This window comes from Bdellovibrio sp. ArHS (assembly GCF_000786105.1).
Taxonomy (GTDB): Bacteria; Bdellovibrionota; Bdellovibrionia; order Bdellovibrionales; family Bdellovibrionaceae; genus Bdellovibrio.
Genome location: NZ_JTEV01000004.1, coordinates 67,492 through 89,146 on the forward strand (window position 1 = coordinate 67,492; position 21,655 = coordinate 89,146).

General features: G+C 47.0%; 20 protein-coding genes. 12 read left to right on the forward strand and 8 right to left on the reverse strand.

The window, feature by feature from the left end; all coding sequences use genetic code 11:
- Positions 1 to 23: 23 nt before the first annotated feature.
- From OM95_RS02575 to OM95_RS02590, 4 genes are read right to left on the reverse strand one after another with little or no spacing between them, the layout of a single operon-like run.
- Positions 24 to 1,613: a hypothetical protein gene (locus OM95_RS02575; RefSeq protein ID WP_041869988.1), complete on the reverse strand. Its 1,590-nt coding sequence runs from the start codon at positions 1,611 to 1,613 to the stop codon at positions 24 to 26.
- A gap of 44 nt (positions 1,614 to 1,657) precedes the next feature.
- Positions 1,658 to 2,002, reverse strand: a complete 345-nt coding sequence (locus OM95_RS02580; protein ID WP_041869989.1) for a DMT family protein — start codon at positions 2,000 to 2,002, stop codon at positions 1,658 to 1,660.
- Positions 1,999 to 3,606 (reverse strand): Na/Pi cotransporter family protein, encoded by a 1,608-nt coding sequence (locus tag OM95_RS02585; protein ID WP_041869991.1) that lies wholly within the window; start codon positions 3,604 to 3,606, stop codon positions 1,999 to 2,001. The genes OM95_RS02580 and OM95_RS02585 overlap by 4 nt, the downstream gene beginning before the upstream one ends.
- Positions 3,603 to 4,346 carry a YoaK family protein gene (locus OM95_RS02590; protein WP_041869993.1) on the reverse strand — a complete coding sequence of 248 codons (744 nt, stop codon included), beginning with the start codon at positions 4,344 to 4,346 and terminating at the stop codon, positions 3,603 to 3,605. The genes OM95_RS02585 and OM95_RS02590 overlap by 4 nt, the downstream gene beginning before the upstream one ends.
- Before the next feature lie 79 nt (positions 4,347 to 4,425).
- On the opposite strand from OM95_RS02590, the gene OM95_RS02595 reads away from it, so the two are divergent.
- Positions 4,426 to 4,833 (forward strand): (deoxy)nucleoside triphosphate pyrophosphohydrolase, encoded by a 408-nt coding sequence (locus OM95_RS02595; protein ID WP_041869995.1) that lies wholly within the window; start codon positions 4,426 to 4,428, stop codon positions 4,831 to 4,833.
- Here OM95_RS02595 and OM95_RS02600 read toward each other — a convergent pair.
- Positions 4,822 to 5,232, reverse strand: coding sequence for a DCC1-like thiol-disulfide oxidoreductase family protein (locus OM95_RS02600; RefSeq protein WP_041869996.1), 411 nt, complete (start codon positions 5,230 to 5,232; stop codon positions 4,822 to 4,824). The genes OM95_RS02595 and OM95_RS02600 overlap by 12 nt on opposite strands.
- A gap of 55 nt (positions 5,233 to 5,287) precedes the next feature.
- Here OM95_RS02600 and OM95_RS02605 point away from each other — a divergent pair, with 55 nt between their 5' ends.
- Positions 5,288 to 5,905 (forward strand): LON peptidase substrate-binding domain-containing protein, encoded by a 618-nt coding sequence (locus OM95_RS02605; RefSeq protein ID WP_041869997.1) that lies wholly within the window; start codon positions 5,288 to 5,290, stop codon positions 5,903 to 5,905.
- Here the strand turns inward: OM95_RS02605 and OM95_RS02610 are convergent.
- A complete protein-coding gene (locus OM95_RS02610) occupies positions 5,895 to 6,836 on the reverse strand; it encodes a COX15/CtaA family protein (protein ID WP_291515475.1) in 942 nt (313 codons plus the stop codon). The genes OM95_RS02605 and OM95_RS02610 overlap by 11 nt on opposite strands.
- 88 nt (positions 6,837 to 6,924) lie before the next feature.
- Between OM95_RS02610 and OM95_RS02615 the strand changes: the two genes are divergently transcribed.
- From OM95_RS02615 to OM95_RS02635, 5 genes are all read left to right on the forward strand, one after another.
- Positions 6,925 to 7,866, forward strand: coding sequence for a cation diffusion facilitator family transporter (locus OM95_RS02615; RefSeq protein WP_041869999.1), 942 nt, complete (start codon positions 6,925 to 6,927; stop codon positions 7,864 to 7,866).
- Positions 7,867 to 8,004: 138 nt separating this feature from the next.
- Positions 8,005 to 10,806: a hypothetical protein gene (locus OM95_RS02620; RefSeq protein WP_041870001.1), complete on the forward strand. Its 2,802-nt coding sequence runs from the start codon at positions 8,005 to 8,007 to the stop codon at positions 10,804 to 10,806.
- A complete protein-coding gene (locus tag OM95_RS02625; RefSeq protein ID WP_041870003.1) occupies positions 10,806 to 11,246 on the forward strand; it encodes a prepilin-type N-terminal cleavage/methylation domain-containing protein in 441 nt (146 codons plus the stop codon). Before OM95_RS02620 ends, OM95_RS02625 begins: the two co-directional genes overlap by 1 nt.
- Positions 11,243 to 12,247: a type II secretion system protein gene (locus OM95_RS02630; protein WP_041870005.1), complete on the forward strand. Its 1,005-nt coding sequence runs from the start codon at positions 11,243 to 11,245 to the stop codon at positions 12,245 to 12,247. The genes OM95_RS02625 and OM95_RS02630 overlap by 4 nt, the downstream gene beginning before the upstream one ends.
- A gap of 18 nt (positions 12,248 to 12,265) precedes the next feature.
- Positions 12,266 to 13,513, forward strand: coding sequence for an EF-hand domain-containing protein (locus tag OM95_RS02635; protein WP_041870007.1), 1,248 nt, complete (start codon positions 12,266 to 12,268; stop codon positions 13,511 to 13,513).
- A gap of 52 nt (positions 13,514 to 13,565) precedes the next feature.
- Here OM95_RS02635 and OM95_RS02640 read toward each other — a convergent pair whose 3' ends face one another.
- Positions 13,566 to 14,057 carry a TlpA disulfide reductase family protein gene (locus tag OM95_RS02640; RefSeq protein ID WP_291515476.1) on the reverse strand — a complete coding sequence of 164 codons (492 nt, stop codon included), beginning with the start codon at positions 14,055 to 14,057 and terminating at the stop codon, positions 13,566 to 13,568.
- Positions 14,058 to 15,458 (reverse strand): AarF/ABC1/UbiB kinase family protein, encoded by a 1,401-nt coding sequence (locus OM95_RS02645; protein WP_041870009.1) that lies wholly within the window; start codon positions 15,456 to 15,458, stop codon positions 14,058 to 14,060.
- Between the two features lie 45 nt (positions 15,459 to 15,503).
- On the opposite strand from OM95_RS02645, the gene OM95_RS02650 reads away from it, so the two are divergent.
- The 5 genes from OM95_RS02650 (at position 15,504) to OM95_RS02670 (ending at position 21,625) form a co-directional block, all read left to right on the forward strand.
- Positions 15,504 to 16,811, forward strand: a complete 1,308-nt coding sequence (locus tag OM95_RS02650; RefSeq protein ID WP_041870010.1) for a deoxyribodipyrimidine photo-lyase — start codon at positions 15,504 to 15,506, stop codon at positions 16,809 to 16,811.
- A 6-nt stretch (positions 16,812 to 16,817) separates the two neighbouring features.
- On the forward strand, positions 16,818 to 18,179 hold the full coding sequence (locus tag OM95_RS02655; protein ID WP_041870012.1) for a TIGR01777 family oxidoreductase: 1,362 nt from the start codon (positions 16,818 to 16,820) through the stop codon (positions 18,177 to 18,179).
- Positions 18,180 to 18,332: 153 nt separating this feature from the next.
- Positions 18,333 to 18,842 (forward strand): hypothetical protein, encoded by a 510-nt coding sequence (locus OM95_RS02660; protein ID WP_041870014.1) that lies wholly within the window; start codon positions 18,333 to 18,335, stop codon positions 18,840 to 18,842.
- Between the two features lie 285 nt (positions 18,843 to 19,127).
- Positions 19,128 to 20,435, forward strand: coding sequence for a PepSY-associated TM helix domain-containing protein (locus OM95_RS02665; protein ID WP_041870016.1), 1,308 nt, complete (start codon positions 19,128 to 19,130; stop codon positions 20,433 to 20,435).
- Complete coding sequence (locus tag OM95_RS02670) at positions 20,432 to 21,625, forward strand: MFS transporter (RefSeq protein WP_041870018.1); 1,194 nt, start codon at positions 20,432 to 20,434, stop codon at positions 21,623 to 21,625. The genes OM95_RS02665 and OM95_RS02670 overlap by 4 nt, the downstream gene beginning before the upstream one ends.
- Positions 21,626 to 21,655 lie beyond the last annotated feature (30 nt).

Consider the following 21,655-nt stretch of genomic DNA (forward strand, 5'->3'; position numbering starts at 1 on the left):
GATCAAGAAACCAAAGGCAAAGACTACTCTTTGTCTTTGGTTTTAATGTAGGCTTCCAACAACCATCGGCGAATATGTTTTAGATAGAAGTCCTTCATGCCAAAAAAGACAAAATGATTAAGATAAGCGCCGCCCGCTTTATCCGGTTCATGAAAATTCACAGTGCCGATGATTTCCGGTGTGTCCAGCTCTTCAGGGCGCCACAAGATAAATTCTCGGAATGCGCCGATGCTGATAGCTCGATAGTATTTTAATACCAGACCGGCTTCTGAAATTTGGGTGATTTCGACGGGATTTGCGACTTTCAACGAGCCCGAATTCATTGCGCTAGCCACGGAGGTGGCTTCTTTGTTTAAGAGGCCTGGATTCATGCACAGGACCTTTTTAAGCATATAGGACTTATCCAGCGGCGTAAAAAAGATCTCTTTCACCCAGGCAGAGAGCTCCTTCATGATGTCAAAGCTCAGTTTTCTTTTCGAGACTAAGTAAAGATCCGGAATGTCTTTCAGCTCAAACCCGCGCTTCGCCGCGCGATCTTTAAGATACTGCTGAATCTGTTCCCAGCGCTTCTGTTTTTCCACTTCGAATATTTCATAGTTTGCAAAAACCAGATCAAAGGTTTCAGGAAGTTCTTGTTTATGAACCGTGTCCTTGTCGGCAAGGTCGGAAAGCAATTGTCCTAGTAAAGTGTATTGAAAGACCTCGGCATTGGAAAACTTATCAGTAAAGAAATTTTTAATTTCCAGTCCTGACGCCGCATCTTCGTCTAAAATCAGGATACGGGTTTTGCGTCCATGGGTGTTGAGAAGTTCCGTGGGCTGATGGGCTTTGTTTTGAAGAATATTTCTGCGCAGTTGACTGACTTGTTTGTTATCCGCGCCAAAAAACAGAAACTCACACAGAAATTCTTTGTCGGACACGGCCTTACAGGATTTGCAATAGGCCAGCACACTCTTGATATTTCCAGATGTGAAAGAATCACTATAGTACTTGGTCATCGCGCCGATCTTGATTTCGTGATTATTCAGCGTTGTAAAACCCACTTCCGAAATCGAATTCAGGGAAACTTCTTTCAGCATCTCAATGGTCGAACGAATATTCATGGACGCCACGGTGCTTGAGGTCACCGGGTGGTGTCCTGTCAACGCATATTCTAAATGCTGCTTCAGAATGAGCTTATCAAAGGGCTTAAAGATCACATTATTGATGATGCGTTCTTCGGCAAGACCAATATCGAAATCGGGACTGTCAAAGGCGGTGAGGATCAGGGCGGTGGGCTCTTGTTCGGAACACATTTTCTTGCGCACGAAAAATTCACGGGCCCGTTTTATCAGGCCCATGTTCTGCACACCAAAAAATTCATTCTTAGCGACCACCAAGCGAAGTTCATGAGTCGCGGCAGGTGCGATGTCTTCGCTTGTATCATCTTTATACTTACGGCCCCCCGGGGCCAAAGCCAACGGGCCCGTCATCAGTGCTGATTTGAGCCATTCGTGAAATTCTGCAAGGCTGAAGAAGAAGCGAATATGAAGCTTGGGATCTATACTTTTGAGGGTGTCGAATAGATCCTTCTGGATTCGTTCATCATCTTCGAGGATGTATATGAACTTCATACCCCTAGTATATCTTGAAATGAGTCAGGAAAGTAAAATAATTTTTAAGGGGAGCGAAAAATAAAATAAACGGCTCCAATCAAACATAAGCCCGCCCATAAGAAATCAAGCTTTAACGACTGTTTCATATAGAGAACCGAGAAGCCGGCAAAGACCACCATGGTGATCACTTCCTGCATGATTTTTAACTGCGGTAAGGTGAAGTGGTTGTAGCCAATTCGGTTGGCTGGAACCTGCAAAACATACTCAAAAAAAGCAATGCCCCAACTGACTAGAATAGCCACCCAAAGAGCCGACTCTTTGAAGGACTTCAAATGCCCGTACCAGGCAAATGTCATAAAAACATTGGAGAGAACTAAAAGACTGATGGGAACTAGGCTTTGTGTCATGTTGATGATCTCGAATTGTAAGCATGGTTACATAATAAACTTGCAATACGTCGGTATTCGCTCAACAGATCCAAATGGATGGAACTGGTGTTGATCGACGAATTCATCCCTCGATTCAAGCGGCTGATGTGATTTTCGCGCAAGGAAATTTCCGTTTTGGCAAGGTCGCGCTTCAGCTGTATGGCCTCTTCGGAGAGTTCTTTATTTTGGTAAGCATTGATGGCCATCGCGGCCACTTTAACAACCTGTTGGTGCATCTGACAAATTTCTGCCCAGCCTTCGGTAGAAAACTCAAGCTTTAGGGCGTTCTTCTTAATCGCCAAGGCCAGAATATTGATGTCAATGGCATCCGCCGCTCTTTCAAGATCACTTAAGAACATGATCATATTCATAATATTCTGATGGACGACGGTGTTGGACTTATTGGCGTGATCCAGAAGAAACATTTTGGTCTCGCGATAAAGAAAATCCACCTTGTTGTCGCGATCTTTGATCGAGTCAAAATCTTTGGGATCGTTGGTCTCAAAAAGCCGGATAGAGTCTTTGATCATCCCCAAAACGATGTCGGCTGTGCGCATGATCTCGCGATTGGCATAGGAAACGGCCAAAGCCGAAGATTGATAGTTGTCGAGCTTGACGAATTCAGTGCCAAACTCTTCGGAAGCTTGTTTTGGAAACATCTTTTCGATCAGTTCTGCGCCTTTGTTGATGAAGGGATAAAAAATCACCGCAGAAAGAACGTTGAAAATAAGATGGCCGTTGGCAATCTGACGGGAAGTGCTGGTGTCGAAGGTGGTCAGAAAATCAATGAAAAGCTGTGTGAATGGATAGAAAATCACAACGCTGATTGTTTTGTAGAAGAAATGCGCCCACGCCACCTGACGGCCGACGTAATTGCCTCCAGCCGCAGCGATCAATGCAACTGAAGTGGTTCCGATGTTGGCACCATAAACCCAGATCATCGCATCGTAGAAGGTGATCGCCTTCACAGCGGCAAGGCTCATCGCCATCCCGATAGTGACGGCACTGCTTTGCACAAAGGCGCAGAAAACAATGGAAATAAGTAAAGAGTATCCAGGATTGTCACGAACACTTTGGAACAAGTCGGTGAGCATCGGATTTTCGGCGAAGTGATGTGAAGAAACCGAAATCAAATTCAGACCTAAGAAAAGCAAGCCAAAGCCCATGAAGACCAAAGAAAGATTCTTAAAGACAGTTTTTTTGGCCTTAAAATAGAACGCAAAAGCAATCGCAAAAACGGGCAGGGCATAAGAGCCTAAGTCCAAGGAGATGAACTGAACGGTCAGGGTGGTGCCGATCGCCGTGCCAATAATAACACCCATCACCTGGCGTAAATTGATAACTCGGGCAGACCCCAGTCCCACCAACATAGACGTGACGGCTCCAGAGCTTTGCATAAGTGTCGTGAGGACGACACCCGTGAGAATCGCCAAGAATTTACTTTGCGAAAGACGGTTGAGTAAAAGGGTGATTTTTCCCGCCATCAACTTTTCGAGCGACGACGAGGCTAGTCCCATCCCGTACAAAAAGAGAGCCACCCCGCTGACCAGGATGATGAAATAGGAATTGTGGGTATCAATCATGATGAAGTTCCGTCGTGCTCGTTAAAGTGAATAAGGCTCCAAAAGAAGAGGATTGTAGCAATGGAGGCGGGAATAAGGAAGCCCCAATACTGTGCGTGAAGGTAAACATAGGCCGAGACCAATGAACCCAAAGTGAAAGATGAAATCAGACCCGCACGCATCCAGTTCGCACGCACTTCGTTCGTGCGGGGTTGAATTTTGTGAGAGTGAGAAAGAACCCGCACGATGCCGATTCCCAAGTCCGTGGTAATCCCGGTCAGATGAGTCGTGCGAATGATGGCGCCAAAGGCCGAAGTCACCGTCGCATTTTGAATACCACAAGCTAAACACAAAGCTGCTAACAGAAGATGGCCGTGACGCGCCAAAGGAGCACCAAATTCGCCAAAGACTCCCAGAGTGCCAGAAATGGCGACGGAAGTGGTGAGAAAGAAAATCAGAAACATCACAATCGGATACAGAGGTTTGCGGCCGGTTTGGATGCGGCGATCTACGAAGAAAGCCGAAAGCATCGTGCCGCCGATGAAAAATCCCGGGACAGCAAACATCGCCAAGGACTGCATCCAGCGTCCTTGTGCGGCTTCGGTTCCCACTAAAGTTCCGAACCCAGTGACGTGCGAAACAAAGCGATGGCAGGCCAAGTAGCCCCCGGCATTGATAGCGCCTGCTTGAAAGGCCATGGAAAGCCAGATGGTGACATTAGAACGACTGAAGTGAGAAAGAGTTTGGTGATATGAGAACATTCTGAAAAATAGATTAAAACAAATCTTCAAAAAAGACAAAAGGCCCCTATATACTTAGACCTAAGAAAGAGGAAAAAACATGACAGAAAAGACACCGGTCGTGGTGGTTGCCGCCGTCATTCGCCGTTTTGCAGATCCGGAAAAGAGAATCCTTATTGTGCGCAGGGGGCCGGAGCAAAGTGGCGCGGGTTTTTGGGAGTTTCCCGGCGGAAAAGTCGAGATGGATGAGTCTTCTGAGCAGGCCTTGCAAAGGGAAATCGAGGAAGAACTGGGAATTGCCATCCGGGTGGGTGACTTTATCGGCGAAGAGGACTTTTTATACCCCACAAAGCTCATACGCCTGCGGGTCTATTGGGCTGAGACTCAGGAAAGAGATCTGGTATTAACAGAGCACGATGCCTTTAGATGGTGTTTGCCCGAAGAAATTTCTTTAAGTGATCTTTCAGAGGCAGATCGCCCGTTTGTCGGAAAAATTTTAGGGAAGTAGGTAAGAGCGCTCTTGCGGAGTCGGCAGGCGACAGAACTCTCTTTCGCCAAACCAATGATAGCGGTTTTTTGCGACATAATTGTAAAGGAGATCGCGCAGAGGTCCCGGGATAATTCGCGCCAAAGCAAAGATTCGATAGGCTCCACCCAGTCCCGATAAAATGCGCAGAACCGCAGCAGAGCGACGATAGATTCTGCCTTTCTCAAAGTAAATCACTGTATCAAGATTGGTCCTGTCTGCAGGGGACAAAAGCTTTTCGGCCGTGACCCCTTGCAAGGGGGCGAAAAGAAAAAAGTGAGTTTTATCACGACTGATAACTGCATCGACAAAACCATTACAAAGGTGGCAAACCCCATCAAAAAAGACCACGTTTCGCATTTTTAAGTCCACCTTTTCCATAGCAATTCTAGGCTACAGTCTTTATAATGAAGTTTCAAGTTGAGGAGTCCTGTTCATGGAAGTCTTTTTATTCCCTCTTGTTAATGTCACATTGTTTCCGCGAACAACAAAGCCTCTCAATATTTTCGAACCCCGTTATCTCTCGATGATTAAAGAAGCTGTGGCAACTCAGACGCCCATTGCCTTGGGTTTTATCGAAGACCCGGCTAAGGTCGCGTCGGTTCGGCCCGGCGAGACGGTTCCGTTTGTTCGCGACATTGCGGGATATGGATATGCACAAATCGTCGAGGAAAGACTTAACGGAACTCTTTTGATCTTTTTGCAGGGGCAAGGCAAGTTACGTTTAGGCAAGGTGCTTGATCGGGGCACGCCTTATATTATTTGTGAAGGTCACATCATTCCCGAAAAAACCATTCTTGAACCCAGATATCAAGCAGAGTTGAACGCTCTTCATCGGATTCTGACTCGCTGGATTCAGACGCATGTGCCTGATCCCCAACAGCGCGATATTTTTATGCGCAATCTGGTCAGCCCGGAAGAGATCATAGGAAGCTTCGCCTCTTATTTGGTGCGAGATTACGATTTGCAACAGATGGTTTTAGAATACGACGACATCAACGAGAAGGTGCGCTTTCTGCACCGTCTGGTTGAATCGAACGAGCTTACGACTTAACAGGGCTTGTTTCCATCGTTTCCAGATGAACTGTTTCGGCGCGAACGAAGTAAACCCATTGCAACAAGATCACCCACACCGTGTGAGCTAAAGCCAAGTGAACGACTTTCATCCACACTGGCGCATGAAGAAGTAAAGTCAGAATTCCAAATACCAAAGCTGTGATCAGAGTCAGACTCATTTGATAGGACCGACGTTCCACTAAAAGTGATTCCGCCGTCTGTGCCTTCACCCAGAAAAACAAGGCCAGGCCACCGCCGCCGATAAGAGCCAGCAGTGGATGCAAGCCGCGTAAACGCACCAAAAAGTGCGAGTTGGCATCAAGATCCGCCAAAAAACCATCAAAAAGATTCTCTGCAGGGAAGAGAGAATTTGAAAGCGAAGCCCAGGCTCCGGTGACACCGATAGCGACGATCACCCAGGGCAGATAGCGGTAACGCTTGTCTTCTTTGGAAGGAGTTTGAAGTTCGGTTTGCAGCAAGGAAGCTGAAAAGGTCAACGCCACAGCTCCAGTGAGCATGAACGAATTCAGTTGGTGAAGGGCCATGACAAAAGCGCGGTAAGGAGTATCGTTGGTGGTGACCAAACCGAAAAGAACTAACTTCGCCCCCAGAAGAGCTTCAGTGACTGTGAAAATTAAAGTGGCCGTTGCCATCTTTCTGGCGAAATGTTTTTTGGGATAGATTTTTCGTGCCACCCACCAGAAATAAAGAACCAAAAGCCCATAGATGCCCGACATCAGACGGTGACCGTATTCCACCCAGGTCTTGCCACGTTGAGCTTCCGGGATCAGTTGGCCATGACAAAGAGGCCAGGTGTCGCCACAGCCGTCACCCGAGTGTGAAATGCGCACCCAGGCCCCCCACAAAATCACCAGAATTGTGTAAAACAGAAGGCCAAATGCAAATTTCTTGAAAGTAGGTTTTGTCATAGAAAAAAGAAGTAGCACGCTCCGAAAATGCGGTCAATCTTGAGGGGCGCCGATTGACTTCCTGACATAGAAAAGAGTTAAATGAACTATGTCAGAAACGCCAAAGTCCGCCCATCATCACCATCAACACTCGCATGCCTCCGGGCATCATCACCATCATTCTCACGGCGCTGTGATGGGCAGGATGAAATGGGCTTTGGCACTCAATTTGGCTTTTGCTTGTATTGAATTGGTCGGTGGGCTCTGGACGAACAGTGTGGCTATTCTCAGTGATGCCTTGCATGACTTCGGCGACGCGCTGGCTGTGACTTTAGCCATCGTACTGGAAAAACTGTCGCATAAAAAAAGTGACGAGAATTTTTCTTATGGATATCGACGCTTTTCCACCCTGGGAGCCTTGATCACCGGAATCATTTTGATCGTGGGCTCTGTTCTGATTCTAATCGAATCCGTGCCACGCCTGGTGAATCCGCAGCAGCCCCATGCGGATGGGATGATTCTCTTAGCCATTTTGGGGGTGGCGGTAAATGGTTTTGCCGCCTATCGAGTTTCCAAAGGTGAGTCGCTGAATGAAAAGATGTTGATGTGGCATATGATTGAAGACGTCATGGGCTGGGTGTTGGTTTTAATCGGCGCTTTGGCTATGAAGTTCTTTTCTTTGCCCCAACTGGATGCGGGGATGGCCATCGCGTTGGCTTTGTGGATCATGTTCAATGTTTTTAAGAACGTGCGTGAAGCACTTAAGGTCTTTTTAATGGCTTCACCGGCCAATATCGATGTGGAGTCCGTCGAAAAGGCCATTCGCAAAATCGATAAAGTGGAAGATGTCCACCACGGACATCTTTGGTCGCTGGATGGAGAGAATCATATTTATACCGGCCACGTGGTCCTTAGTGCGCAAGCAACGGTCTCTGATATGGAGAACGTAAAAATGAAGGTCAAAAAGTTGGTCAAAGATTTTGGCATTGTCGAGGCCACGATTGAAACGGAAGTGGCTGGTTTCATGTGTCTCGATCCTGAACACAAATAAACTGTTGCAAAAACGAAATCTGTTTCTGTCTCAAGTCGGAACGTTTCCCGCATTAAAATCTCGTTATGTCTCCGCGCTTAACATAAGTTTTTCCTAATAAAGTCCGATAAGTACGCTAAGGAAACGTTAGGAAACATTATGCGAAATTTGGTACGTAACTCCGCAGGTAACGTTTTGTTGCAAATTTTGGCTGCCACCGCCGTGATGAGTACCTCCTTTTACTTTCTCACGAACTTTGTGATTGGCCAAAAAGAGCAAGTCACGAAAACTGCGAACTTGGTCAATGTTCGTTTTGCGCTGAATAGTGCGATGGATTATGTGATTTTTGGTGTGCGCCAGAAATACTGCTTTTCCAACGATGACATGCTCTTAAACGAACCCACCGAAAAGTGCACTTTGACGAATACGGGAAGTGTCGAACGGCTGATTATGTCCGTAGAGCAGGAAAATTTCATTCGTCAATTGGTGGCCAACGGTCAAAGTGTTGGTGAAGTCGATACCAACAATATTCGTCTTGAAAAAATCGACCGCTACATTCGCGTGAATGCGGCTTCGACAAACCATCCCTTATTTCCGGTTTTGCAAAGTTTGAAAATGGTTCGTGGTGCTGATGGCAAGCCCGTGTCTATCGACGGGATCGGCGTGAAAATCACGCGCGACGACAGTCCTTTCTTGCCGCGTTCCGGTCGTGAAGTGTATGCGACGATTTCGGTGTCGTTAAAAACACATCGAGATCAGGCCGAGCCTATTACTATTGGCAGCAAAAAACTGATGATCAGCTCGCAGATTGTGATTTACCCCCGTGAAGTCGGGTCTTTTGCGTTGTTGGTCCCTAACGATCTTCATTTAGATTCGACGTGGGACGCACAAATGGACAAAGGGGATCTGTCGATTCATAAGTTTAACAATCGTGCGGAATTAGGCAATAGCCAGGGGTTGGTCTTCTTAAGTCCGGTTTTTGTTAACAGAAATATTCACATCGCGGTCGATAACGGCACGGACGAAACGGATCCTGCCGCCATTCAATATTCGCCAGTGACCTTTGCGGACCGTGTTTATCTTGGCAACGGTTGGGTGAAGTCGAAAGGCTCTAACTTTATGCCACGCACTTCCGGCGGTATGACGGACCGGTATTGGGCGGATGCGCGAACTTTCGGTGGCTTCCTTAAAGGGATTGAAAATGACGGTGGTCTGGATTTGGGCTTACAATACTTCGCCCGCATTCTGACCGGAACAGTTCCGAAGAGTGATTTGATGAGTCAGTGTATTGAGCTGACAAAAAAACAATCCAGCCGTGAATATATGTATCAGTCGAAGCTGGGAGTCACTTTAAATTCATCGAATAATAACAATTTTGACTATCGTTTGTTCTTATCTAACGGGAACTACTTTAGCAGACAGACAGATTCATTGACCGTGAACAAAGACAACTGGGGCTCAGGCACAGCGAATTTGGACTCAGGCAAAACCTACAACGACGCTCTGGTAAAAGTGCGGGTGGATATTGGTGACAAGTGGGTCGAGGCGCAAATGCCTCGGGAAGCCACTTTAACTTTAAAGGCCCAAGTCGGATCGACGACTTATTATAATAGTTTGAAGGCGGCGGTTTCTGCTAAAGAATCAGCGCGTGATAGTGCCGTGGCGGCTTATGGCAAAATTGAGGATGATCTCGATGCCGCTCGCGCAAAACTTACGTCTTTAGAAACCAAGCTCGCAGAAGAAGAAGCGAAGCCTGTGAAGAAGGCGGGCGATCCTAAAGGAGATTATCAGGATCCTGTGAAAATCGCGGATTACGAGGCGCAGATTTCAGAAACCAAAAAGATTATCACCAGTTTAAACACGCAATTGGTGGATCAACAAAAGACGGTCGAAAACGCCAACTATCAGGTAGAAACGGCGCGCAGTGCGGTGACCAACTATGAATACCTTGTGGCCAACCCGCCGATCATCGAAATCGAAACGGATAAAGTGACGTCTTACTGGGGTTTTGTTTCTTACGATAAGTTGGATCTGCAAATTCGCGTGAAGAATGCCGGAAGTCTTATCGGCAAGGATGGTACAAAGATCGCACCTGTGGTGGGTGTTCAAGCCTATGACGGGACTTATTGGAGAAGTAATCCCATCGTCAATCCTGCCAATGAAAATCTTTTGGGATATTTGAATTTCTCATTTGATGGGACAACAAATAATTTGAATCCTCCGAATGCAGTCTCTCGGACTCCCGCGAGTACGGCGGAAAGCCTGAATGAAGGCGCAACGGATTGGGCGAAACTTGCGGAAGATTGTGAAAATGCCCGCAATGCGCAGTCCTCTCAATCCTTTGGCGGCGCTGGATGGAATACAAGTTTTGCGACCAGCACGCGAACTTCCTGGAACTTCGCTGGCGGCGATGAGGTCGGCAAAGATCCGGGACTTCCTTCTTTAGAGATTGTCAATTCGACAAGAAGCACGGCGACTTTTCAGGTTCGTTCTATTGTCGGCAAGTGTTTGATCGATTCCACGTCTGATTTTGTGACAGGTTTTTATGCTTGTGATGAGCTTGAGATTGAGGCTCGTTCAAAACCTCTTCGTATTATTGGTTCGTTCATCGTTGGTAAATTGAAATTACATCCTGACGCCCTTCGTGCAGGGATTACTTGGAGCTCTATTTATCATCCGCAGGCGACGAAAGAATTGCGGGCTGCGGGAATTTTAAAATCCCTTTCTGGGGTCGACTGTAATAAACGGGTAGATCCGATCTGGCATCCGATCCCTTCGGTTCAGGGTGTGGCGGATCGCATGTCTTGCAATACCATCAGTCTGCGCGCGAAGGCCGATCCATTCCAGTGGACCGCCGTAGACCCCGATTGTGGTCTGATCTCGGGAGCATCAAATACAACATGTAAGCGTCGCTTGGTCCGTTTCTTTGTGGCAGAGCAATCGCGCGACGGAGGCTTATAATGAAAACATGGAATAACAAAGGTCAGACATTGGTTGAAGCGCTGGTGGGGTTTGCTCTTCTCACAATCGTCGGAACCGCTTTTGTCGGTGGCATGGCCCAGTTGCGAAAAACAACAGCGCAGACGGTGCAACTGTCGTCGTCTGATAAACAGATCAATGATATTGCGGAAAATATCAAAGCCGGTGTGGAAAATTATCAGGTTAATTTCAACTATGAAGAGGGCACCTCTGGAGTTTTGGCGTTGGATAAGTTGCCGATGGCCTGGGACAGCGGTCGTGTGGCAAGGCGCGAAGACTGTAAGGAATGTGCCGGCACCTATGGTTATACGATTCAGCCTTATGAAGAATTTCGTGGCCTTTACAAGGTCACCTTAAGAATGACCCATAAATCCTGGACCGATCCTTATCGGGACTATGTTTTCGTGGTGAGTGCAAAATGATGCTGATGAATAAAAAAGGCTTCACAGCCATAGAAATTGCCATTGGTATTGGTGTGGTTGCCATCCTGACGACGGCAGTCCTAGCGACGCAGTTGATGGTGACCAAAGAGCAGGTCAAGCTGCAAACGAAACTGGAAGAATCCATCGATACGAATTTGGCCGAGCGGGTGGTTTTTTCCGATCTCAATGCGGTAGAGCCTTCTTATAATAATTTGACCGTGAAGGATGACAAGGGTTTGTCCTTTTTCGATTATTATCCGGACGTGCCCGCAAATCTTTTAGGTAATAAAGAGGCCCTTGAAAGAAATATCACTTTGAACCTCAAGGGACGGACCGAGTTGTTTATTCTTCTGCAGGATCTCGGCGCGGGTCCCTTGATGAATTATGATCCGGTTGCGGCTTACGATATTGGTGCGGCTCCTGCAGACTTTAACAAATCCGCGACTCTTTCTTTTTCATCATTGAATCGAAATAAGTGGGTGGAAAAGCAGAGAGAGAGTTTCTGGAAAAATGGGCGCGCGCTTATGTTAGATACACCCGCGCGTTTGCGACCCATCAATCCGGATGGATCGGTCGATATGAAAATCGCCCCACGCAGTCCGATTTATATCGGCTACGTCGACGGCAACGCGCTGAAGATTGATGCGACCATCAAAGGCTTGATTGATACGACCGAGCCTGAGTCGGGAAAAACTTTGGCGACGGTGGATGAATTTTTACGAGCGGCACCTTCGATTGGCGGGGGTCAGTCGTTGATTCGTATGCGGGCGGTTCGTCTGGTCCGATATTATTTAGAGGCCCACGAGGATCTGCGCTATGCGGGAACGCCGGCAAATCTTTATAAGTCCATCTATGAAAATGGGCAGTGGTCGTCTCCGTATCTGATGGCAGACGGGGTGGAAGAGTTTCAGCTTCGTCGGGACTCTGTCTTAAAACGCATGATTTATTTTAAGGTTAAGAAAATGGATAAAAAGGACCCGACAAAGACCGCAGGTCTTTAAAGGTCTCAGGGGGAATGTATGAGAACGTCTATAAAAAACAGTGTCGCATTAGGGGCGCTCGTGTTTTGGGGTATTCCATCCTTAGCGGCTGATAAAGATTTTCCGATGTCAGTCAACTCGGCGACGTCAGGAGAATCGGTAGTATCCGCTCCGGCGTCGGGTCTTGTGACTCGCTCTGGAAAAACCGAAGTCATGGTCAAGGTGAACAACTCTTGCTTCGGCACAAATCTTCGTGGAGTGGGAAATCCTCTGGCGCCAAGTTCCATCATTAAAGCCAGCTTTATTCTGGTGATGGGTGGAAAAGAATACGAAATTAAAGTGGACTACCCGGCAATGCTGGTTACCGCTGCGGGGTTATCCGGTAACGTCAGCGTTACACCCATGGATGCCGACAAGTATTCGATTCCCGGTGGCGGTTCCGCTGGTATCTTTGGTAACAGTGTGATCTTGAAAACGCCGATTCCGACAAGTGTCTCGGTGGATGACGAAGGAAATATCACGGAAAGTGGTAAAGGCCCGGTTTATCTAAAAAGTTATTCCTTCAATCAGGAAGTGACAAGTTGTACGGGCACAGCCGTTTACGGATCTTATGGCTACTCTTCAAGTCAGCCGACTTATCCTTGCGGTGCTTACATGGGAAAATCTGGCCCCTTGTCAGCCTCCTTCGGGGGGATCTCCGTTTCTTCTGATAAGTCCAACATCGACATCAACGTCGCCTTTCCAGGGCAAACGGGATTCTGCGGAGGATACTGGTCTCCGTTGATGGTTTTCTGGGACGAGCAAAGACCTAAATTCGATGCGATCAGCGACTTCCCGTTGAATCCCTTTGGTAAAACCATGTGGCCCGAGGCAAAATCTCCGGGTTGGTTCGTGGCCTTGGACCGTGATGGTTCCGGCATGATCGATCAACGCAACGAGCTTTTTGGTGACAATGCGGATCAGGTCAACGGCTTTGAGGTGTTGAAGAAATTTGATACGAACAAAGATGGCTTCATCGATAAAAAAGACAAGGAATTTAAAAAACTGGTGCTTTGGAATGATGCCAATGGTGACGGGGTTTCGCAAAAAGAAGAAGTTGTGAAACTGTCGGCAAAGATCACTAAGATTTCGTTGAACTATGAAAAGGGTGTGGTTCGACCTATCGGCCGTCACGCGGAAGCTCGCGAAAGAGCCAAGTTCTGGTACACGGAAAAAGGCAAAGTGAAGCAAGGGGATATCATCGATATCTGGCTGGCGCCGGCGGAAATGAAGCTGAGTCAGAGATAAAAAATCTATGGATCTGAGTTTAAAAAAAGTGGCGGCTAAAAACCGCCACTTTTTATTTTAAAAGATCCTGAAGAGTTTTCTCTAGCAGGGCTGTTTTGTCAGGACCAAACCCACGATAGAAGGTCACGGGTTTAAGGTTTTTATCAAAGATAAAAAGAGTGGGTAAGGCCTGCACTTTAAACTCGCCCAGCATTTTTCTGTCTTTATCTTGATAAATATAAAAATCAAAGGACTGCGTCTTTAAGAAGGCATCACGCTCTTTCATGTCGTCGTCTTCATTGACGGCAATGACCACCAGGCCTTTGTTTTTGTACGTATTGTAAAGGCGGTTGTAGTGGGGAAGAGCGTCTTTACAGGGTGTGCACCAAGAGGCCCAAAAATCCACAAGGACGACTTTGCCTTTGAGATTCGCAAAAGGAATGCCTTTGGCGGGGGTTAAAGGCACGGCGGAAATCTGTTTAAAGTCCACATCAAAACCAGCGGTGGGTGCGGCGAAACTCAAGACGGGAAGGAATAAGAAAATAAGCAGAAGACGCAGCCTCACTTAAGAAATCCTTTCGATATATTTTAATAAAAGGTCGCGTCCGCGAATCTTGGCGCGAATGATAGAAAGAAAAATAAAGACGCCGCCGGTTTTTCGATCCAGGAAAATCATTTCTTTAGGCGGCGTCCGCCAAGAAAAATGCCGAATGATCTGAAACGCTTTTTTGGAAAGACGCTGGGGAAGATCCGTATTCTTCCAGTCATAAAGACCCTCTTTATCGACGCGCCCAAACTGATTGCGAGGATCTTCCGCAGTGATAAAGGGTTCAACAGTTTCGAAGCAGAACTCTTCAAAAAGTTTTTTTAATTCTTCCGCATCGCCTTCCTGGATAAAACGAAGATCCAAAGCCGCTTCCTGAAAAAGCGGACGATCATTCAAAAGAGAGCCTTTCACCATGCGACGATAAGGCGTTAAAAAGGCGGCATCATAAGATCGTGTCGCGCCGAAATCCAAAAGAATCAATTGATCATGTCCTTGTGGATTAAGGCGGATTCGATAGTTGCCACTGTGCGGATCAGTCTGCACGACCCCCCATTCGAAGATCTCGCGGAAATAGAGATCCAGGAAGTTAAGTGCCAACTTGTTTCGGCGTTCTTGGGGAAGGCTTTGAATCAGAGGGTCATCGACCCGGATGCCGCGTTCAAAGGTTGTTGCCAGAATTTTAGGGCCCGAGAATTCGCGTAAAACCTTGGGTACGACATAGCGCGAATCATTCTTCAATCTTTCGTAAAATTCTTCAGTGAGCTGGGCTTCAATTTCGTAATTTGTTTCTTGCACCAGCATTTCGCGAACTTCCGCAAAAAGAGGATTGAGATCGAAGTCTTTGGGCAGAAGTTTGAGTGTACCTAAAAGAGTTCGGATCGCGCGCAAGTCACTGTCGATGGCTTTGTCGACATTGGGGTACTGAATCTTTAAGACAATGCTTTCGCCGGTGGCCTTCACCCGAGCGCGATGGACCTGCCCCATAGAGGCTGAAGCTAAAGCTTCCTTCTCGATTTCCAATGCGGCAAGCTTTTCAGCGGAAAGATGTTTTTTTAAGGTGGGCTCAATAGCCTCCCAAGTAAGCGGAATGGAGTCAGACTGCAAGGAGCGTAGAAGTTGATTGGCTTCTGGAGGAAGGAAATGTTCTCCGTACATGGACAACATTTGCCCGGCCTTCATCAAACTTCCTTTGAGTTCGCCGAGTTCAGAACTTATTAAGGAGGCTTGATTCTGTAAAAGCTTTTTCCAATTCTCTTCTTTATCCTCTTTCGATTTTAAGGCAGATGTGACACCATGTTGGGCTAAGGACGCGCCAGCTTGAATGGTGAGCTTGGCTAAGGACAAACTACGGGAAAACATCGAAGACTTAATCTTATCGAGATTCTTAGTTTGTTTTTTGTCAGACTTTTTGTCGTCCATGGAATCAAAATTTACCTTAACTTACGGAAATATTAAACTTTTATTATGGCAAATGTGACAATCTTCTGGTTCCGCCGTGACTTACGACTTCAGGATAACGCGGGACTTTATGCGGCCCTTAAAGAGAAGGGGCATGTTCTTCCACTGTTTATCTTCGACACCGAGATCTTGGACAAAATCGAAGACCGCCGTGACGCGCGTGTGACTTTTATTCATCAAACTGTGATGAATCTTAAAAAAGAGCTGAATCACCTCGGTTCAGATCTTTTAGTGCGTCATGGAAAACCCTTAGACATCTTGAGAAAACTTATACAAGAAAAGGATGTACGGGCCATCTATACAAATCATGACTATGAGCCCTACGCACGTGAAAGAGACGAAAAAGTGTCCCAATGGGCCGCGCAGCAGAAGATCGAATTCAAGACTTTTAAAGATCAGACATTGTTTGAAAAAGATGAGATTCTTACCGACAGTGGCAAACCTTACACTGTTTTTACGCCTTACAAAAGAAAAGTGCTTTCGAAGTTGAATGCCTTTTACTTGCAGTCTTATCCTAATAGTCAATATGAAGGTGCTTTTGCGAAAACCGCAATGATCGAGGACATGCTTTCCTTAGAAAATTTGGGATTTGAACGGAAGGAACAAGATTTTCCGTCGGCAAAGGTGTCTACGAAAGTCATCCAACAGTATGCAAATACCCGAGACTTTCCTGCGTTGGAACATGGGACCAGTCATCTGGGGCTGCATCTGCGATTTGGCACGGTCAGTATTCGCGAGTTGGCGCGCGAAGCCCGAAAGCATTCCGAGGTGTGGTTGAGCGAACTTATCTGGCGGGATTTTTTTATGCAGATCCTGTGGCACTATCCGCTGGTGGAAAAACAAAGTTTCCGGCCGGAGTATGATCGCATCCTTTGGCGTAAATCCAAGGCCGACTTTACCCGTTGGTGTGAAGGAAAAACAGGTTATCCCTTGGTGGATGCTGGAATGCGGGAATTGAATGCCACTGGCTATATGCACAACCGAGTGCGAATGGTGACCGCCAGCTTTCTGTGTAAGCATCTTTTAATTTATTGGTACGAAGGTGAAAGATATTTCGCCAAAAAACTTCTGGATTATGATTTGGCCGCAAACAACGGAAACTGGCAGTGGGCCGCCGGCACGGGTTGCGATGCGGCTCCTTACTTTCGAATCTTTAATCCGGAAGCGCAAGCAAAGAAGTTTGATCCTGACGGGGAATATATTAAGAAATGGGTGCCAGAGATTGGGACGAGTGCTTATCCTGAACCCATGATTGATCACGCGGAAGCGCGAGGTCGTTGTCTGCAGGCTTATGCAAAAGCTCTTAGAAAGTAGGACGTAATGAGAATTTTAATAACAGGAGCCACAGGGCTTATCGGGAAAGAACTTGGAAAAGTCCTGGCGCAGAAGGGACACGAGATCGTCGTGATCAGCCGCAGTCTGGCCAAAGCGCGCGAGACGTTGCCGTTTCCATGCGAAGTTGTGGTGGGTGACTTGATGGACGGTCCTGTGCAGGACCCAAAACTCAATGTCGATGCGGTGATCAACTTGATGGGCGAAGCCGTTGTCGAGGGGCGCTGGTCTGAAGAGAAAAAGAAGAAAATTTATAATTCTCGTGTTCAAGGGACTCGTCATCTTATTCAAAGTGTTCCCGAGTCGGTGAGTGCTTTTATTTCCAGTTCGGCGATTGGTTACTATGGCAGTTGCGGTGATGAATCCTTGCAGGAAGATCATGCTCCCGGCACAGACTTCTTGGCTCGCGTGACGGTAGCTTGGGAAAACGAAGCACAAAAAGCGCCCGGAAGAAAAGCCTTTATTCGCACTGGCATTGTGTTGTCTCAACAGGGAGGAGCGTTAGAACAAATGATGTTTCCGTTCCGGGCCGGTTTAGGGGGCGTTTTGGGGGCCGGCTCTCATTACATGAGTTGGATTCATCTGGACGACATCGTTGGCCTTTTCGTTTTTGCGTTAGAGAATTCGCAGGTGCAAGGGGCTTTGAACGGTGTGGCGCCCAAGCCAGTTACCAATCGGGATTTTTCCAGAGTACTTGCTGAAAAGTTGGGTAAAGGTTTGGGGCCGGCGATTCCCGAATCCGCATTGAAGATTCTCTTTGGCGAGGTGGCGACGGTTATGTTGTCGTCTATGCGAGGTTCTACGCAAAAGAGCGAGGGCTTAGGTTATCAATTTAAGTATCGAACTGTGGAAGCGGCGCTAGAGCAAATCTGTGAACCCTATAAAAATGGTGAGGATGTTTTTTACGCAGAACAATTTCTTTCTGCACCTCCGGAAAAAGTTTTTCATTTCTTTCAGGATGCTTACAATCTGGAACGAATCACTCCGCCGACATTGAATTTTCACATCGTGAAGATTTCCACTCCCGAAATTCAGCAGGGCACACTGATTGATTATAAGCTGAAAATTCACGGCGTGCCGGTGGGATGGAAGACCGAGATTGATGAATGGCAGCCACCTCATCGCTTTGTCGACAACCAACTTTCAGGTCCTTATCGACTGTGGCATCACACGCACGAATTTCGTCCGTTCTGTGGCGGAACTTTAATGATCGACCGGGTTCGCTATCGATTACCTATGGGGTACTTAGGATGGCTTGTTGCCGGAAAGCTTGTCCGCAAAGACGTTGAAAAGATATTTTCGTTTCGTCGCAAATTTGTTTCGACTTTGGAGATTCCGAAGAAGGGGTAGGTGTTCTTTCATTGTCTTATCAATAGGTTTTCAATAAATGAACGAGTTCATGTAAATGAAAACTCAAAGACAATGAAAGCGATATTTATTGACCCTTGAATCGGTTTGTTTTTAGTAATCGCGATGTCGATATAAAAACAACAAGGAGATCAAATGAAAAAAATGGCATTGGTTTTATTGACTACTTTCGCTTTCGCACAAGCGCACGCACAAGAAAACAAAGACTTGGTTCTAGAAGGTGAAAGATGGTTGGCGAAGTTCACGGCTTATGTCTGCGACGATGGAAATACGCAAGTGGCAACGCCCGAAGAGATTGCAGCCAAGAACATTCAGTTCACCACGGCTTCTGCCGACTATTCTTTGGATAATATCCTGTTGAAAGCCACTTTTGTCGAAGACGGCGCGACGTGCAGCTACAGTTCTCTTCTTTTGGCGGACAATGCTGCTTGGACAGCAAAGCTGGTTCAGTCCAATGCTTACGCAACGACAGGTTCGTCGACGTGCGCGGTTGGTAAAGCCTTCTTGGATAATCTTCTTTCTTTTAACGCCTACAAATACCTTCACGGTCGCGTGGCGGTGTACGTTCCTGTCGCCGATGCTGGTAAGCTTTGTTCTTCTGATAAAGTCGGTCTTCACCTTCAAGTAACGGGTCGTGTGAAGTAGAAACTGATCCACGGGTCTGGTTGTAGCGCAGGGGATTTGGTGCGGAGGAAATACTTTATCGGTGCTCCGTTCAGCACGGCCTCCTGCCTCAGCCACCGCCCGGCTGTCGCTCGGTTCGCGCCATCCAGGCGCCGGTAGAGGCTGAACTCCGAGGTGCTCTCATTACGTTTGCAACAAGTTCTCTTTACGTTTTCAGAGAAAGCGCTTCAGGTGAACTCTCTTGTTCCACTTTTTTCATCATGTTAGAAACGCTGATCCGAATTGATTCCCATTCGCAGGTTGGTCGTGAAAAATCGCTTTTTTAAATTCTTTTATAAGCTTCATATCTACGTCGGCCTGTTCGTCGCCCTTCATCTTTTTGTCTTCATAACCACAGGAGCTATTCTTCTTTTCAAAGATGAAATAGAGGGAACCGTCGCACAAGGAAAGCATGTTGAAGCCGAAGTTTTGCCGGAACTAAATGTTCATGTGCAAAATATTCTGAAGCGCTATCCATCGGATCGTCCTTTGGCTTTCAATTTGGAAGAAGACCATCCTGAAATCGCGCAACTGCGGCTGGGATTGAATGGCTCCAAGCTTTTTCGCGAATCTCGCCGTATTTATTTTAATATTCATACAGGCGAAGAGGTCGCAGCACCGAAGAAGCCCAGTTCCTTCATGGACTTTATTCTACGACTGCATCGAGAACTGCTCTTAGGTTCCAACGGCAAAATCTATGTGGGCCTTGTGGGTTTGCTCTACGCCTTCGTTTTAATCTCAGGTTTTTTTATTTACGGTAATTTTGCTAAGAAAACTTACTTTGGAGAGGTTCGCCAAGGAACGCCTCGAACCTTTAGCAGTGACTGGCATCGTCTTCTGGGAACCAGTGTTTTTGCCTGGGGGCTGATGATCGCTTTGACGGGGCTTCTTCTGGGAGTCTCTTCAACTTTAATAAAAGTCTTTCAATATAGTGAATTGCAAAAGTTAACAAGACAGTATCCGCAAGCGCCCGCGCCTCCTTATGCCTCACTGGATCAAGTGCTTGCAGAAGCCCACAAGGCTTTGCCGGGAGCCAGTTTTGATTATTTGGCATTTCCGGATTCGCAGTTTTCTCCTCCAGGACATTTTCTGGTACTGATGCACGGAAGTACTGCTTGGACAGAACGCTTGGTTGAACTCGCCGTCGTGGATGCGGTGTCAGGCCAGCTGAGTGAGGTGCGCTCATTGCCCTGGTACTTGAAAGCGGCGATGCTGTCCGAGCCCCTGCATTTTGGCAATTATGGTGGGTTGATTTTAAAAATTGTGTGGTTTCTTCTTTCCGTGATTTCTTTGTTTTTGCCAGTGACTGGCCTTTATATTTGGCTGGATCGTCGTCGTAAACGAAGCGAACCCGATAAAGGTGTGCGAACCATCTCGTTAAGAATCTGGAAGGGGTCAAACTTTCAGCGACGCTATCTTGTGCCGACGGTGATTGCGGTGTTTTCTGTGGTGGCCGTGGTCGGAAGTTTTTTAACTGAAGGCTATTTCAACACGCTCTTAGTTTTGCTCTTAGTGTTACCGGTCTATTTTGTTTTGCGCGTTTTCTGGCAGTGGCTGCGTAAGGGTTCACTATGAATCTAAGAAGCCTGCTAGGACATCTGAACAGTGTCACCTTTAGCGCCATGCAAATGATGACCTTCACTTTTATTCCGTTGCTGGCGGAAAAGGGAAACTTAAGTGTTTCCTCTGTTATTCTTAGTTTCAGCGTGGGTTCTTTTCTGTTTTTGTGGTCCAGTCCGTTTTGGGCGTCACAGAGTGATCACCAGGGACGAATGAAGATCCTGGCGGTGGGAATGTTAGGCCTCTTTTTTTCGTCAGCGCTTATTTTATATCTGTTGTTGTTTCCTGGATCGATTTTTCAGAATGAGTTGCTGATGTGGAGCAGTCGTTTGCTTTATGGATTGACGGCGTCGGCGATAGTTCCCGTAGCGCAAGCTCTGCAAATCGATCTTCATCCCGACCAGGCGGCTTTAAAGTCCTTGCTCAGCAACTCGATGAGTTTGAATATAGGGCGCGCGTTCGGCCCTCTGGTATTATTGTTAGGTGGCGGAGAAAATATGTTGGCGGTCCTTCAGGGGGCGGCCTTCTGCTCTCTGGTACTTTTTCTTATGAATCTTGCAGTTGTGAAGAACAGCCCGAAACCTCGTGCGACGGCTTTGCCGCAAGGCTTGTTTAAGAGCTGGTGGTCTGATGTTGTGCAAGTGCAAAACGTGGTGATTCTGGCTCTTCTTTTCACCAGTTTCATCGGTATATTGAATTTTTCGCTGGCGTCGCTTTTGAAAGAAACTTTCAAACTGAGCAGCGCAGATTCCAGTGAGCTCATGGCGCAGGTTCTGTTGGGAAGTGCTCTTCTGGCTGTGGCAACTCAAGCTCTTGGTAAAATTCTTTTTAAAAACCCCTGGCAGGGAGCGATGGTTTTAGGAGCTTGCAGTCTTTTGTTGGGCAGTCTGGGATTGCAGTATATGGAAAATCAGCTGCAATTAGGTTTGGCCGTGGCCTTTTTGTCTGTGGGAATCTCTTTAATACCTCCTTGTTATTTGGCGCTGATGGCGACCAAGGGCGCGCAAGAACATTTCGGGCGTCGCGCCGGACTGGCTGCTGCCGCCAATACGATTGGTTATGCTTTAGGGGGCGCAGTGGCTTCATTCATATTCAAAATGAAGTTCTTCAGTGTTGAAGGGGTTATGACTCTTTTTGCCTTTCTGATGATGGCCAGCATAGCGTTGCTCTATAGAAACAGAAAACGCGAGGAGAAATATGTCTGACTTTAAATCTCTCGCCCTTAAGCACACGGA